17 protein-coding genes are annotated in these 15,173 nt (G+C 40.8%); 9 read left to right on the top strand and 8 right to left on the bottom strand.

All coding sequences use genetic code 11. The features are described 5' to 3' along the window. Nucleotides 1-37: 37 nt before the first annotated feature. From PULV_RS16120 to PULV_RS16090, 7 genes are all read left to right on the top strand, one after another. Nucleotides 38-1,927 carry a penicillin-binding protein activator gene (locus tag PULV_RS16120; RefSeq protein ID WP_140372849.1) on the top strand — a complete coding sequence of 630 codons (1,890 nt, stop codon included), beginning with the start codon at nt 38-40 and terminating at the stop codon, nt 1,925-1,927. Between the two features lie 69 nt (nt 1,928-1,996). Next, nucleotides 1,997-2,368 (top strand): YraN family protein, encoded by a 372-nt coding sequence (locus PULV_RS16115; RefSeq protein ID WP_086744152.1) that lies wholly within the window; start codon nt 1,997-1,999, stop codon nt 2,366-2,368. Between the two features lie 9 nt (nt 2,369-2,377). Continuing rightward, entirely contained in the window at nt 2,378-2,965 is a 588-nt protein-coding gene (locus PULV_RS16110; protein WP_086744151.1) for an SIS domain-containing protein, read from the top strand. Then, the gene (gene dolP, locus PULV_RS16105; RefSeq protein WP_086744150.1) at nt 2,965-3,528 is read left to right on the top strand and encodes a division/outer membrane stress-associated lipid-binding lipoprotein; all 564 of its coding nucleotides are present in this window, start codon (nt 2,965-2,967) and stop codon (nt 3,526-3,528) included. Before PULV_RS16110 ends, dolP begins: the two co-directional genes overlap by 1 nt. A gap of 146 nt (nt 3,529-3,674) precedes the next feature. Continuing rightward, complete coding sequence (locus PULV_RS16100) at nt 3,675-4,607, top strand: TRAP transporter substrate-binding protein (protein WP_227009427.1); 933 nt, start codon at nt 3,675-3,677, stop codon at nt 4,605-4,607. Beyond that, on the top strand, nt 4,600-5,061 hold the full coding sequence (locus PULV_RS16095) for a TRAP transporter small permease (RefSeq protein WP_086744148.1): 462 nt from the start codon (nt 4,600-4,602) through the stop codon (nt 5,059-5,061). Before PULV_RS16100 ends, PULV_RS16095 begins: the two co-directional genes overlap by 8 nt. Further along, nucleotides 5,054-6,334: a TRAP transporter large permease gene (locus PULV_RS16090; RefSeq protein WP_086744147.1), complete on the top strand. Its 1,281-nt coding sequence runs from the start codon at nt 5,054-5,056 to the stop codon at nt 6,332-6,334. The genes PULV_RS16095 and PULV_RS16090 overlap by 8 nt, the downstream gene beginning before the upstream one ends. A gap of 174 nt (nt 6,335-6,508) precedes the next feature. Here the strand turns inward: PULV_RS16090 and PULV_RS16085 are convergent, their stop codons facing one another. The 8 genes from PULV_RS16085 to zapE form a co-directional block, all read right to left on the bottom strand. Further along, on the bottom strand, nt 6,509-6,937 hold the full coding sequence (locus tag PULV_RS16085) for a ClpXP protease specificity-enhancing factor (RefSeq protein WP_086744146.1): 429 nt from the start codon (nt 6,935-6,937) through the stop codon (nt 6,509-6,511). A 185-nt stretch (nt 6,938-7,122) separates the two neighbouring features. Next, the gene (gene sspA, locus PULV_RS16080) at nt 7,123-7,749 is read right to left on the bottom strand and encodes a stringent starvation protein SspA (protein ID WP_086744145.1); all 627 of its coding nucleotides are present in this window, start codon (nt 7,747-7,749) and stop codon (nt 7,123-7,125) included. Between the two features lie 81 nt (nt 7,750-7,830). Further along, nucleotides 7,831-8,580 carry a cytochrome c1 gene (locus PULV_RS16075; protein WP_086744144.1) on the bottom strand — a complete coding sequence of 250 codons (750 nt, stop codon included), beginning with the start codon at nt 8,578-8,580 and terminating at the stop codon, nt 7,831-7,833. After that, nucleotides 8,577-9,842, bottom strand: a complete 1,266-nt coding sequence (locus PULV_RS16070) for a cytochrome b (protein WP_086744143.1) — start codon at nt 9,840-9,842, stop codon at nt 8,577-8,579. The genes PULV_RS16075 and PULV_RS16070 overlap by 4 nt, the downstream gene beginning before the upstream one ends. After that, complete coding sequence (petA, locus tag PULV_RS16065) at nt 9,842-10,432, bottom strand: ubiquinol-cytochrome c reductase iron-sulfur subunit (RefSeq protein WP_086744142.1); 591 nt, start codon at nt 10,430-10,432, stop codon at nt 9,842-9,844. The genes PULV_RS16070 and petA overlap by 1 nt, the downstream gene beginning before the upstream one ends. A 551-nt stretch (nt 10,433-10,983) precedes the next feature. Then, nucleotides 10,984-11,373 carry a 30S ribosomal protein S9 gene (gene rpsI / locus PULV_RS16060; RefSeq protein WP_086744141.1) on the bottom strand — a complete coding sequence of 130 codons (390 nt, stop codon included), beginning with the start codon at nt 11,371-11,373 and terminating at the stop codon, nt 10,984-10,986. Nucleotides 11,374-11,384: 11 nt separating this feature from the next. Further along, on the bottom strand, nt 11,385-11,813 hold the full coding sequence (gene rplM / locus PULV_RS16055) for a 50S ribosomal protein L13 (RefSeq protein ID WP_086744140.1): 429 nt from the start codon (nt 11,811-11,813) through the stop codon (nt 11,385-11,387). Between the two features lie 224 nt (nt 11,814-12,037). Beyond that, a complete protein-coding gene (zapE, locus tag PULV_RS16050; protein ID WP_086744139.1) occupies nt 12,038-13,126 on the bottom strand; it encodes a cell division protein ZapE in 1,089 nt (362 codons plus the stop codon). A gap of 113 nt (nt 13,127-13,239) precedes the next feature. Between zapE and PULV_RS16045 the strand changes: the two genes are divergently transcribed. Further along, complete coding sequence (locus PULV_RS16045; protein WP_086744138.1) at nt 13,240-13,689, top strand: ZapG family protein; 450 nt, start codon at nt 13,240-13,242, stop codon at nt 13,687-13,689. Nucleotides 13,690-13,753: 64 nt separating this feature from the next. Then, nucleotides 13,754-15,106, top strand: a complete 1,353-nt coding sequence (locus PULV_RS16040; RefSeq protein WP_193332234.1) for a Do family serine endopeptidase — start codon at nt 13,754-13,756, stop codon at nt 15,104-15,106. Nucleotides 15,107-15,173 lie beyond the last annotated feature (67 nt).

The raw sequence follows: 15,173 nt of genomic DNA, 5'->3' as shown, positions 1-15,173 counted from the left end.
TAATATACACACATCGCTTACTAGTTGAGAAAATTCTGTGCGACTTAAACATTCTAGCTTTATTTTGTTATTTTCCTTGTTATCGGCATGTAGTACAACAGAGAAAACCACTATAGAGCAACAAACCGTGGTAAAACCTGTCGAAAAAGTCGCGCCTCAGATCCTTGATGCTCAAACCCTATACGATAATGCCCGTTTAAAACGGGGCGTAGATAAAATTCAAATGCTCTATGGCGCTCGCGACAAAGCGATCAGTGAGCACAATTGGTCGTTGCTGCAAACCATTTGCCAAGACTTACTCAGCCGACAAGGGGTTGATAGAGTACAAAACAATCTTTATTTATCGTTGGCTCAATTTAAACAGCGCAGCTATTCTCAGGCTTTGACATCCCTTGACACCTTGCAAGATAAGCTCACAAGCCCGATTCATTTTTATTGGCATCAATTTATCAGCGGTCAAATATATGCCGAGCAAGTACTGACATCGCAAGCTTTGCCTTATTTGTTTCGAGCCTCAGAAACCGCTGTAAAACATCAAATCGAAGCATCTGATTTGAATCAACTGATTTGGCAACAACTTAATCAGTTACCCGCATTTACGTTAAAACAAATCAAAGACGGTTCTCTCATTCAACAAGGCTGGGTCAATTTAGCGCTATACAGTCAATTATATATTGGTGATCCCGTTGCGTTGCACAGCGCTATGAATAATTGGCAGCGTCGCTACCCTCGCCACCCTGCAAGTTTTGCTTTGCCTGAAAAAATGCAAACTTTAATGGCTATCGAGCCATTTAACGTCCAAAAACTAGCTATTTTACTACCAAAAAATAATCAGAAAAATGAGCGCAATACCGAAGCATTAACTGCGGGCATTCTTGCTGCTGTTGAGTTTAATAGCTCGACTAAGCTGCAATTTATTGACTCAGAACAAACTAGCGAACAAATTAAAAGCCAACTTGAGGAGTTTTCGCCTGATTTCATCATTGGCCCACTGCTGCGCGAAAACATTGAACGTTTAAAGCAAGATAATGTACTGGCCAACTACCCTGCGTTATACCTTAATAGCAGCATTCAAGAGCGCACTTCTTTGGAACACTTTTATTTTGCTCTTGCACCTGAGCATGAAATAAACCAAGCAATTGAGCACTTTTTATCTCAACCATATAAAAAACCACTTATTCTAGCGCCGCAAAATCGCTCAGGAACCCGATTAGTCGAGCATTTTAACCAGCAGTGGCAAATGTATTCTGAAGTGGCACCTGAAATAGCGTTTTATAGCAACAACCAAGATATGCAAAAACAAGTCAGGCAATTACTTGAAGTGGATAAAAGCCAACAACGAATTGCACAAATAAACTTAATGTTCAAAGAAAAATTACACAGCGAAGCCCGTTCACGCCGCGATTTCGATGTTATTTATTTAATCGCAGATGCCGTCAAAACAAGACTTTTAAAGCCTTATTTTGATGTCAGCATTAGTACATTTGCAGATCAACCTCCTATTTATGCAATGTCACGCAGTCACAGCCTGCTAGTAGATAAATCTGATAAACGAGACTTACAAGGGCTTTATTTTACTGATATGCCTTGGATGCTCCCTATCAAACAAACAGCACCAGAGCTTCGTGGTCAATTTGATCAGTTATGGCCTGATCAGGCAGATTTACAACAGCAACTATTCGCCATGGGTTATGACGCCGTACGTTTAATTCCTGAGTTGCGCCAACTTAATGCGCTGCCAGGTAAACGTGTGCAAGGCTTAACGGGTCGCCTTTCGGTCAATGAGCTTGGTGAGATTGAGCGCCAATTACAATGGGCACAATACCGCCGGCAATCGATCAAAGCCGTTTCTTTGAAACAAGAAAAACCGACGCCATTGTTTATGCAAACTCAATTTATCGAGACTTCTTCTGAGGTGTCTGAGTAATCAATTACACCTGTTTTCAAATCAACGCTATGCTTTTATTAGTCTTTATTTTGAAAACAGGGGTCAAGGATGAACTGGTTTACTCAAAGCTTTGCCAATACACGCCAAAAAGGCGAATTTTATGAACTTGAAGCCGAGCACTATTTGGTTGAGCAAGGGCTCACGCCTGTTGAACGGAATTTTTGGTGTAAGTTAGGTGAAATCGACCTCATCATGAGAGATCAACAAACCTGGGTGTTTGTTGAGGTAAAATATCGAAAAGGTCAACAATATGGAGGAGCCAATGCTGCATTTACAAAACAAAAGCAACAGCGGCTACATCGAGCCATTTCGGTCTACATTCAACAGCATCAACTACAAAATTCGCCGTTAAGAGTCGACTTTATGGCAATAAATGGGCAAAATCCCTATCAATTTAATTGGTTCAAAAATGTTCTGTGAGCGTCGCGTATGCAAGAGATAGTCAAAGAAATTTATACTGAAAGTATTCAAGCCCAAATCGCTGCAGGTGAAGTTTTACCAAGTGCCTTAGAAACGGCCGCTTTTACTATGGCGCAAAGCCTAATCAATGGTAACAAACTCCTGTGTTGTGGCGCTCAAGGATGCCATATGTTAGCGCAACACATGGCCAATTTACTGGTGAATTTTTATGAAACAGAGCGTCCATGTTTACCTGCAATTGCCTTAGGCTCTGAGCTGACACATTTAAGCAGCTACGCTGAACAAAGTGATACTGATGCATTTGCTCGCCAAGTACGTGCGTTTGCACAACAAGGTGACTTACTGATGGTCTTTGCAATCAATGGTAATGAAAAATCAGTTATTTCTGCCATTGAAGCGGCACTAACTAAAGATATGAGAGTCATAGCTTTAGTTGGCGATGATGGCGGTGAGCTTGCTGGTTTACTTGGGCCTAATGATGTTGAGATTCGAGTGCCTTCTAAGCGCCCAAGCCGCATTGTGGAATCACAACTATTTAATATCCACTGTCTTAGCGAGTTAGTCGATATGACACTTTTCCCACAGGATGAAAGTTAATGTTACAAAAACTAATAATAATTATAAGCTTACTTATTTTACAAGGCTGCGCGGCTGCAATTGTTGCAGGTACTGCAGGTGCGGTATCTGCCGCGACCGACCGACGCACACTGGGTACACAAATTGATGATAACAATATTGAAATCAAAGCAACGCTCGAAATAAAAGGTCAGCCACAATTAGCAAAATTTGCCAATATCAGTGTTGTGAGTCTCAATGGAGTCGTTTTACTTATTGGGCAAACCCCGACTGATGAAATGCGCACCGCAGCTGAACGCGCTATCAAAGATGTTGCTGGTATCGTTAAAGTACATAATCAAATTCGCATCGGCAGCAACGTCGGGATCAGCACTCGTACCCATGATTCATGGTTAACATCAAAAGTAAAAACTCGCTTACTCACAGAAGAGTCAATCAGTGCGAACGATATTAAAGTCATTACTGAGAATGGAGAGGTTTTTCTGATGGGCTTAGTCAGCGATCAAGAAGCCAATACTGCCGTTGACTTAGCACGTAATATTTCTGGTGTTGTAAAAGTCATTAAAGTCTTCGAATATCTATAAACTTTAGGGCTGAACTTTCAGCCCTCCCTCCTTTTGATATAGCCATCAGTTAAGTGTTTATTTTTGCTTGCTGAGATGATTTACTGTTCACAGAAAAAATCACTATAAAAATAATAATGAGAAAATTTTTTGTTTTTGCTTGCTTAATGTTTACAAGCTCGCCGAGCCTTTGTTTGGATTTGGTCACGCCCTATGGTGATTCAATTTTCCATACTCAAAACCTACGTGAGATGGCGCACTCTCTTAAACAAGACAATATTGCTATAACGGTTCATTCTGGTGCCAGCTTGTACAAACATGCTGAGATTTATCGCGCTGTACGCACCGGGCAAGTCGCGATGGGAGAGATTTTTATTGGCTTACTCGGAAACCAAAATCCTATTTTCCAGCTCGATAATTTGCCTTTTTTAGTGGCAAACTTTGCTGATGCGCATTTATTGTGGCAGTTATCTCGTCCCTATTTGGCAAAGGAACTTATCAAAGAAGGGGTTATGTTGTTGTTTGCTGCACCTTGGCCACCACAAGGTATTTACAGTCAAGTTGAGCTGACAGATTTGAGCCAATTGCATAATAGTAAAATGCGGGCTTATAGCGCGATTACCGCAGATTTAGCCACCCTAATGAAAGCGAATCCTACATCGATACAAGCCTCAGAAATCGCACAAGCCTTCAGTACAGGTATGATAGATAGTATGATCACTTCTCCTTCAACAGGCGTCAGTAGTCGAGCGTGGGAGTATGTAAAACACTACTCTGATAGCCAAGCATGGATCCCTAAAAATATGCTTGTTATGAATCAAGAGATATTCCTTTCGCTCACGGCATCACAACAAACAGCATTACTCGAACAAGCCAGAAAATACGAAGAACGAGCTTGGCAGCTCGCCGCCCAAGAAACAAAACTAAAAACACAGCTGCTAGCTGACAATGGGCTCACGATCACCAAACCCAATCAGGTATTGGTAAATCAACTTAATACTATTGGTACCCAAATGCTTAATGATTGGCTGGAGATTAGCCCTCAAAGTAGTCATGAGTTGATTAAGCAATTTTTAAATCAAAGAGTCCAACATGACTAAGCGCCCTTCTTTAGCATTAATCATCGCGATGAGCTGTATTGTGCTTATTTTCACCTTAGTGTTAGCACAAATTTTACTGCGTTTATTGAATATTCAAATTCCTTCAGTGGAAGATTTTGCAGGCTACTTGCTAATCACTAGCTGCTTTTTAGGGCTTGCCTATACCTTTGAAGAGCAAGGGCATATCAGGGTAACCCTATTACTACACACCCAACACCCTCGCCTGAATGTTATTATTAATTATCTTAGCCATATCGCGGCTTTATTGATAAGTGCCTTTGTGGTTTATGCATGCTGGCAATTAGTCAGTGACTCTTATCATTTCCATGAACTAACCACAGGACAAATACCGTTACCACAATGGCCATTACAATTGCCTATGTTAGTTGGATCTGCGTTATTACTGTGCAGCATATTTAAAGCGATTCTTTTATTAGGTAAAAAACATGGATAGTTTGTTTATTGCATTGTGTTTAGCGATTTCACTATTAACCTTTTTAGCTATTGGTTTGTGGGTTGGTTTTAGCCTTATTCTGATTGCCTTAATTGCATTATTTCTCAATGGTAACCAAGCTGTCGGGCTTATTTTTTCGACTACCGCTTGGGGACATCTTACTAGCTGGTCATTGACAGCACTTCCTTTGTTCATTTGGATGGGGGAATTACTTTATCGAGCCCATATCGGCAAGGATTTGTTTGATGGCCTCAGCCCTTGGCTCAAAAGACTTCCAGGGGGCTTACTGCATATCAATGTATTCGGCTCGGGGATTTTCGCTGCCGTCTCTGGATCTTCTGCTGCCACTGCTGCGACTATGGGTCGCATGACACTGCCTGAATTAAAAAAACGTGGTTATTCAGAACGTCTTAGTATTGGCTCTTTAGCAGGCTCAGCAACCTTAGGTTTACTGATCCCACCATCAATTATTCTGATTGTCTATGGAGTTGCCAGTGATGTCTCTATCGCTCAACTTTTTTTAGCGGGTGTGATTCCAGGTCTTGTCTTAATGCTGCTATTTTCTCTATACATTATTGCCAGTCATTTACATAAACCAAGAGCGAAGACAGCTGACATTTCTAGCCTCAAGAAGCGTCACACTGTCAAAAAGTTACTACCTATCACATTGTTAATGTGTTTAGTCATTGGTTCTATTTATTCAGGACTCGCTACCCCAAGTGAATCTGCTGCATTAGGTGTATTAGGGGCGCTTCTTATTTGTAAGTTTAAAGGGTTACTAACATTAAACTTAGTTAGTGACAGCCTAATCGCCTGCGTCAAAACCACGACTATGATCTTGTTTATTCTGCTCGGTGCCAGCTTTTTAACTATGGCTATGGGTTTTTTGCAAATACCTGCATCTTTGGCAATCTGGGTGGGTGAACTTGCCTTATCACCTGCAACGCTGCTGATTGCGTTGACTGCTGTATTTATTATTTTGGGATTATTTCTGGATGGGATTTCAATTGTTATTTTAACCTGCTCAATTTTAATGCCTCTTATTCATCAAGCCGGCTTTGATCCTATTTGGTTTGGTATCTATTTGGTTGTGGTGGTTGAAATGTCGCAAATAACCCCGCCAGTTGGATTCAATTTATTTGTTTTAAAAGGGATTACAGATAGACCTCTGCTTGAGATAGCGTATGCGGCAATGCCATTTTTTATCATTTTATTGCTCAGCTTGGTAATTTTTTACCACTTCCCAGAAGTAGTATTGTACTTAACTCGCTAATGTAAAAAACCTGCTGATTTTGCAGGTTTTTTATTTAAGCTCTGGTTAAGAGATTCACTCTCGTATTGATTTAATTGATATTGAACCTACAAACTCCTCCAGTATTACAACTCAATTCAATGTAGTTATCTTTAAATGAGCGACTGGAGATAGCTAAATTATCCAAAGCGCAGGTTATTTAATCACGCGTAAATGCGAGGCTTTTTTCTTAACTTCTGGTTCTGGAGCAGGCGCTTCAGGCTCAGAAATAGATGCATCGAATTCATCAGCAAAGATCTCGTCATCTTCATCTATTAAATCGGGTGTAAACACCGTCCCTTCACCATTTTCACGCGCATAAATTGCAAGCACGGCACCAATTGGTACTCTAACTTGCATTGGTTGACCGCCAAAACGAGCATTGAAGCTTATCTCATGATTATCCATAGAAAACTGTGCTACCGCATTGGGGCTGATATTTAATACAATTTGACCGTCTTGTACAAACTGTGTCGGGATAACCACTTGTGGATACGTTGCATCTACCACTAAATGAGGAGTGCATTGGTTATCGACAATCCAATCAAAAAAAGCTCGAAGTAAGTATGGGCGATTAGGCGTCATTGAGTCGCATTCCTTGGTTAATCAGATCTTTGTCATATTGTAAATGCAATATGATCTGTATTCATTGTAAATATGCTCACGAGGGTAACGTGTCACCTTGACTGATGCAAGATTACGGACAAAAAAATAGCGCTTAATCTACATTAAACGCCATTCTAGGATGCGGTTTTATCTAAACCAATTTATTACAAGCGAATCTCACGTTCCGCTTCAGTCAATGAAGCTTGGAATGATTCACGCTCAAATAAACGCATCATGTATTCTTTTAGCTCTTTGCTTCCCGCACCCACTAGCTCAATACCAAACTCTGGTAAGCGCCATAATAGTGGAGCTAAGTAACAATCAACTAAGCTAAACTCTTCACTCATGAAATACGGAGCTTCAGAGAAAATAGGTGCAACACTTAACAACGCCTCTGTTAGCTCTTTACGAGCTTGCGCTGCATCAGCACCACCTTGATAGATTTTTGCTGCTAGCGAATACCAATCAGTATCAATACGGTGCATCATTAAACGACTACGACCGCGCATTACTGGGTAAACTGGCATTAATGGAGGATGTGGAAAACGCTCATCAAGGTATTCCATGATGATGTTTGCCTGGTACAGTCCTAACTCACGGTCGATCAATGTCGGTACCGTGCCATAAGGGTTAATCTCGTGTAGCGCTTCTGGCAGGTTTTCCTTTTCCGCCATATGGATATCTACACTTACACCTTTTTCTGCAAGTACAATACGTACTTGGTGGCTATACATACAGTTTTCGCCAGAAAAAAGAGTCATTACAGGGCGTTTATTGGCAGCAACAGCCATGCCTTCCTCCGTTTATTATTGCTAGAGACAGCAAAAGGGGCTTAGGCCCCTATTGCTCATATTTACTCGAAAGTGTCCAAATTAATGAACATCTCTCCAGTATTCTTTCTTCAGTAAGAATGCCAAGATAAATAGAATAAATAAGAATCCAATTACCTTGATACCCAGCGCTTCTGATTCTAAGCGAGATGGTTCACCGACATAAGCTAAGAAATTAGTAATATCTCTTGCTGCTTGATCGTATTCATCTGTACTCATTTCACCAGAACCGTCTGTTTTTGTACCGACGACTTTAGTTACAGTTTTACCATGCTCTTCCACTTGTTCAGTGATAGGGGTTGGTAAACCTTGCAACTCTTGTAGCACATGTGGCATACCGACTAATGGAAACACAGTATTATTAACGCCGAATGGGCGCGAGTCATCTTTATAGAAAGACTTCAAATATGTATAGATCCAATCAGTACCACGAACTCGGCCTACTAAAGTTAAATCTGGTGGTGTTGCACCAAACCATTTAGCAGCATCATCCGAATCCATTGCATTTAAGATATGGCCGCCCACTTTCGAACCGTCAAAAATTAGTTGCTCTTGACCAATCTCAGTAGGAATACCGATATCACGAAACGTACGTTCATAGCGTTGATACTGCATTTGGTGACAACCAAGACAGTAATTCATGAACAGTTTAGCGCCTCGCTGTAACGATGCTTTATCTGTTAAGTCATTATTAGCTTTCATTAATGGTACAGCAGGACCTGCTGCAATAGCGAAAGTAGAGGCAACTGACGCAGAAAGAGCAAATAAACCGATAGCTAGTTTCTTGATCATTTCGTTAACCTCTCTGGCAATGGCTTAGTTTTTTCATTTTTACTATAAACAAACAGTAAAACAAAGAACATAAAGTAAGTTACAGTCGTAATTTGCGACAAGATCGTTTTGAAATCAGTCTGAGGAGTTGCACCCACCCAGCCTAAAATTACAAACGTGACAACAAATTGAGCGATATTCCATTTATGGAAGCCACAACGATAACGAATCGAACGAACTGAACCACGGTCAATCCAAGGCAATAACGCCAGCACAACAATTGAAGCACCCATCGCCGCAACACCGATTAACTTATCAGGGATTGCACGTAAAATCGCATAGAATGGCGTAAAGTACCAAACAGGGAAAATATGCTCTGGTGTTTTCAGTGGATTTGCCGCTTCAAAGTTTGGCGCCTCTAAGAAGAAACCACCCATCGCAGGAGCAAAGAACACCACCCAGCAGAATAAAATTAAGAAACCAACCACACCCACAATATCTTTTACGGTGTAATAAGGGTGGAAAGGTATCGCATCAACGATGTCTTTCTTATCTGTATAGTATTCATGGAATTTGAATTTAGGTTTATCTTCTTCAGCTACAGAGCCTTTTTTACGTTTAATTTCAACACCGTCAGGGTTGTTTGAACCCACTTCATGTAAAGCTACAATGTGTAAGAAAACTAAGATCACAATAACAAGAGGTAAAGCAATAACATGTAATGCGAAGAAACGGTTTAACGTTGCACCTGAAATTACATAGTCACCACGGATCCACTGTGTAAGGTCATCACCTATAACCGGTATCGCACCGAATAGAGAGATGATTACCTGTGCACCCCAGAATGACATCTGACCCCACGGCAATAAGTAGCCCATGAATGCTTCAGCCATTAATGCTAAGAAGATGAACATACCAAATAACCACAGTAACTCACGTGGTTTTTGATAAGAACCATAGATCATGCCGCGGAACATATGTAAGTACACAACAACAAAAAAGGCAGATGCCCCCGTTGAGTGTAAGTAACGCAGTAACCAACCATATTCAACATCACGCATGATGTATTCAACAGATGCAAACGCACCTTCAGCAGAAGGAACATAGTTCATAGTTAACCAAATACCAGTAACAATCTGATTAACAAGTACTAACATGGCTAAAGAGCCAAAAAAGTACCAAAAGTTAAAGTTTTTTGGCGCAGGATACTGTGCAATATGCATGTTCCATACACGTGTCATTGGAATGCGTTTATCAATCCAATCAACCAAATTTGCAAACATTAGGCAGCCCCTTCTTCAGCACCCACAACAATCGTGGTTTCGTCTGTAAAAATATAAGGCGGGATTTCTAAATTTAATGGTGCAGGAACCGCTTGGAATACACGGCCAGCCATATCAAACTTAGAACCATGACACGGACAGAAGAAACCATCATCCGTTCCCTCAACTTTTTCACCAAAGCCACCTTGAAGGAAACTTGGAGAACAACCCAAGTGAGTACAAATACCCACAGCAACAAAGATTTCTTCACGCACAGAACGGAAACCGTTTTTGGCGAATTCAGGTTGTTGAGGCTCATCTGATTGCGGGTCACGAAGTTGTCCTTCATGTGCTTTCATTTGCTCAAGCATTTCTGGTGTACGATACACAACCCATACAGGTTTGCCTCGCCACTCAACACGAATTAATTGTCCTGGCTCAAGTTTACTGATATCCACTTCAACAGGCGCACCTGCAGATTTGGCTCTCTCACTTGGATTCCATGACGCAATAAAAGGAACAGCAGCTCCGGCCGCACCAACACCACCTACAACAGAGGTAGCGATGGTTAAAAAGCGACGTCGGCTATTGTCTACAGGCGCATTGCTCATCCACTCATCTCCACTATGATTCTCAACACTTGCTATATCGAGAATTCAGTTACAGCAGGTTAAATTTTGAAGTTACAAAATAGAAGCGATCATAAATAAAACCCTTGATTAAAACAAGGATATTGAAGGTCAAGCAGCCGAATAAAGCTATATTTACGTTAGTTTTTAACTGACTTAAACTCGATTCACTACAGACCTAACCCTGATCAACCCATCATATCCTTTTACAGGCTGCGTTGTACTGACCAAGATCAATTATCACTTACCCTTTTGAGCATTCTATAACCAAGAAAACATCCAAAAAAATTTTTGCATCACGGCTAACATGATCCCGACAATTGTAGCAAAAATTAATCCGCTTTACTGACTGATTTATCTAAATAAATAATAATTTGTTGAACTTTTTTAATTCATCTATCTGATCAGACATTGAAAAAACAATATTTAGCCGAAAAATATTTAGCTAAGCACTTAATTGAATAGATATTTTTAGATAAAAACAAAAAACCCGACACAAGGTCGGGTTTTGGTATTCTTTGAAACGTAAAAAATTAACGTTTTGAGAACTGTGGACGCTTACGTGCTTTATGTAGACCCACTTTCTTACGCTCAACTTTACGAGCATCGCGAGTAACAAAACCAGCTTTACGTAGAGCTGGACGAAGAGACTCGTCAAACTCCATAAGTGCACGAGTGATACCGTGACGAATTGCGCCAGCTTGACCAGTGTTACCACCACCAGAAACAGTGATGTATAAGTCAAACTTTTCAATCATTTCAACTAGCTCTAATGGCTGACGAACAACCATGCGAGAAGTTTCGCGACCAAAGTATTCTTCAATAGAACGCTTATTGATTACGATGTTGCCAGTGCCTGGGCGTAAGAACACGCGAGCACTTGAACTTTTACGACGACCTGTACCGTAGTATTGATTTGCCATGAGTGTGCTCCTTAAATGTCTAGAACCTGAGGCTGCTGCGCAGCATGGTTATGCTCAGTACCAGCGTAAACTTTAAGTTTACGGTACATTGCACGGCCTAAAGGTCCGCGTGGCAACATGCCTTTAACTGCTTTTTCGATAATCATTTCAGGCTTGTGAGCTTGAAGCTTATCAAAAGTAGTTGACTTAAGGCCACCAGGAAAACCTGAGTGTGCATAGTACATTTTGTTTTTAGCTTTGTTACCTGTAACAGTAACTTTCTCAGCGTTGATAACGATGATGTAATCACCAGTATCTACATGCGGAGTGTATTCAGCTTTGTGCTTACCACGTAAGCGAGAAGCAATCTCAGTAGCGATACGACCTAAAGTTTTACCTTCAGCGTCAACTACGTACCAGTCACGTTTTACAGTTTCTGGCTTAGCAACAAACGTTTTCATTTATTAAAAATCCAATGTTTACAATTAAAACCACAGGCAGTATAAACTGCCGCTCTAAGTTGATGCTTGAACCCCTTCGAGTAAAAGACTTTGAGTCAAAATTAGTGGCTAAGCTAATTAAGACAATAGAACGCAACGTGGCAGAGGCGGGATTATAGCAGCGCTTTTTGAAAAATGCATGTTTTTTCTACGCCAAATGCCAGTTTAGCTTAATTAGTTAAAAACTAAGCTAAATGAGGTTGCGACAAATATTCCAGTGACTGCATTTCCTGTAGCCGACTAATGCAGCGTTTAAACTCAAAACTGAGCAAACCATCACTGTATAGTTGTTCGATTGGCATTGCCGCTGAAATGATTAAAGTGACATTTCGTTCATAAAATTCGTCGACTAATGCAATAAAGCGTCTTGCGGCATCATCATTGTTGTGCCCCATTTGTTTTACGTTTGAAAGCAACACCGTATGATAGATACGGCTGATTTCCATGTAATCGACCTGACTACGAGCTGTTTCACACAATTCACTAAACTCAAACATAACAATACTATCAGCTTCCATGCGTGTTTTTAGCTGGCGACCTTCAATCTCAATCTTTTTATCCGCATGGCCAAGTTCTGGCGACAATTTAGCAAAATACTCAAATAAGTTTTTATCTGCTTGCTCATCTAGAGGACTATGAAATATCTCTGCCTGCTCCAAAGTACGCAGTCGATAATCAATACCTGAGTCAACATTCACAACTTCAGTATTGGCAATGACTAACTCAATCGCAGGTAAAAATCGCGCTCGTTGCAGCCCATTTCGATAAAGCTCGCTCGGAATGATATTCGATGTGGCAACTAACACGATATGACGTTTGAACAATGCTTGCATCAGACCACCCAATAACATTGCGTCAGTTATATCTTGAACAAAAAACTCATCAAAACAGATAATATCCACTTCTGATTTAAATTTGTCTGCTATCGTTTCAAGAGGGTTCGCAACACTTTTTAATTGAGCCAATTCTTGGTGCACACGGTGCATAAAGCGATGAAAATGAACGCGCATTTTGCGTTCACCCGGCAAGGCATCAAAAAAGGTATCGACTAAATACGTTTTACCGCGCCCAACACCTCCCCAAAAATAAAGTCCTTTAATTGTTGGGGTTTCATTTTTCTTAAATAATTTTGCAAAAAAACCAGTTGTTTCAGGCTTGGATGTTGTAAGATCATCATAGAGACGCTGCAAATGACGCACAGCATTTTCTTGCGCTGCATCATAGTGAAAATCGTCACGAGTGAGGTCTTGCTGATATTTTTGCCAAGGAGTCATATTAAATTACATTGAGCAACCGTTAATTTAGCTCTCTATATTAACACGAGCCGGTAAAAAGCGTACATTGAAATCCATATAAATACAGGCCAATCCCCTATCAGGAGAATTTTATGACAACAGTGATTTGGTTAACCTTAGTTTTATTCACAGCCATTGGCTGTTTCTTCCTCGGTTCTATTTATACCAAGCGTCAATATGAACATGATGAATTAGAAAAAGAAGTCGAAAAAGCTCAGTACAACCTCGAGCAGTACAAGCAAGATGTCGCAGATCACTTAGCAAGCACAAACAAGCTGGTATCAAAAATGCGCGATAACTACGAGCAGCTTGTCAATCATGTGGAAGAAACCAACAAAATTCTCCTAACAGATAACCGCTCCGAGTCCATGCCTTTTTTCTCAAAAGAAACCACTGAACATTTAAAAGCATCACTTAACTCATTAGAGCAAAACAAAACTAAGCGAGAGTCGTTATCGAGCCAACCTGTCGACTACGCAGATAGCAAATCAGGCATTTTTGCCGACAATCGTACAAATAAAAATCAAACAGAACAGGCTTGAGGAACTTTTTTTTGACCCCATAGTCAGTAAAGGTAACCAATTAATCTGGAGTATCTTTCTGACTATGAAAACAAAATTAACCATTCTTAGTGCAATTATGCTTTCTTCAAGTCTGTTGATTGCACCCTCTTTCTCGTATGCAAAATTACCCGTAGCAGTGGATGGACAACAACTTCCAACACTGGCTCCTATGTTGGAAAAAGTCACCCCTGGCGTTGTCAGTATTCAAGTATCTGGCGCGAAAGAAGTTCGCCGCCAAGTTGATCCGTTTGAATTTTTCTTTGGTAATCCACAACGTCAACAACGAAGCCAAAAGCAACCTTTTAGCGGGCTTGGGTCTGGCGTGATTATTGATGCCAGCGAAGGCTATGTTGTTACCAACAATCACGTTATTCAAGATGCTGAAAAAATCACGATCACGCTCGAGGATGGCCGTGAATATGAAGCTAAATTGGTTGGAACAGACAAAGAATCAGACATCGCGCTGTTACAAGTGAAAGCGCAAGATTTAGTTGAAGTGAAATTAGCCAACTCAGATTTACTTCGCGTCGGTGATTTTTCGGTGGCTATTGGTAACCCATTTGGGCTGAGCCACACCGTAACGTCAGGTATTGTAAGTGCATTAGGCAGAAGCGGCCTCAACATTGAAGGTTTTGAAGACTTTATTCAAACTGATGCAGCAATTAATCAGGGGAACTCAGGGGGTGCATTAGTTAATTTGAATGGCGAGTTAATTGGTATTAACACCGCTATATTAGGTGCCTCTGGCGGTAATGTCGGGATCGGATTTGCAATTCCATCTAATATGATGAAAAACTTAGTCGATCAAATCATTGAACATGGTGAAGTACGTCGTGGCTCGCTAGGAATTGAAGGCCGCACCCTCGATGCAGGGATTGCCAAAGCACAGGACATAGATTTAAAACAAGGCGCTTATGTTCTTAGAGTGGTTGAAGATTCTGCCGCATCTGAAGCGGGCATTAAAGCGGGTGATGTCATTGTCAGTATTGATAAGGCTGATATCCACAGCTTCCCAGAACTTCGCAGCAAAATCGCCACTATCGGTGAAGGCAAAAAAGTAAAACTCGGTATCTATCGTGATGGCCAAGTAAAAACAGTTAAAGTTACTCTTCGTGGAAACAACCAAGCATCTGCTGCGGCCGATAAAATGCATCCTATGCTACAAGGTGCAATTTTAGAATCCAATAGCGACGTGCAAGGTGTTAGAGTAAAAGAAGTGGCTGAACGCTCACCAGCAGCTCGCGTAGGTTTAGAAGAAGGCGATGTCATCATGCAAGTAAATCGCAAACGTGTTAAAACAATTAACGAGCTTGCCCGCGCAGTTGATGACATAAACGGGAATATCGTCTTTGGCGTTAAAAGAGGTGATGATTCTATCTTTGTGTTAATTCAATAAAATTGAGCGCTTAGAAGATAAATATCAACAGCGGCACTTGCCGCTGTTTCTTTTTATATGCCATGAT

It is taken from the genome of Pseudoalteromonas ulvae UL12 (assembly GCF_014925405.1).
Classification (GTDB): domain Bacteria; phylum Pseudomonadota; class Gammaproteobacteria; order Enterobacterales; family Alteromonadaceae; genus Pseudoalteromonas; species Pseudoalteromonas ulvae.
Note: the sequence above shows the minus strand (reverse complement) of the source record. Positions and strands in the feature narration are given on the sequence as shown.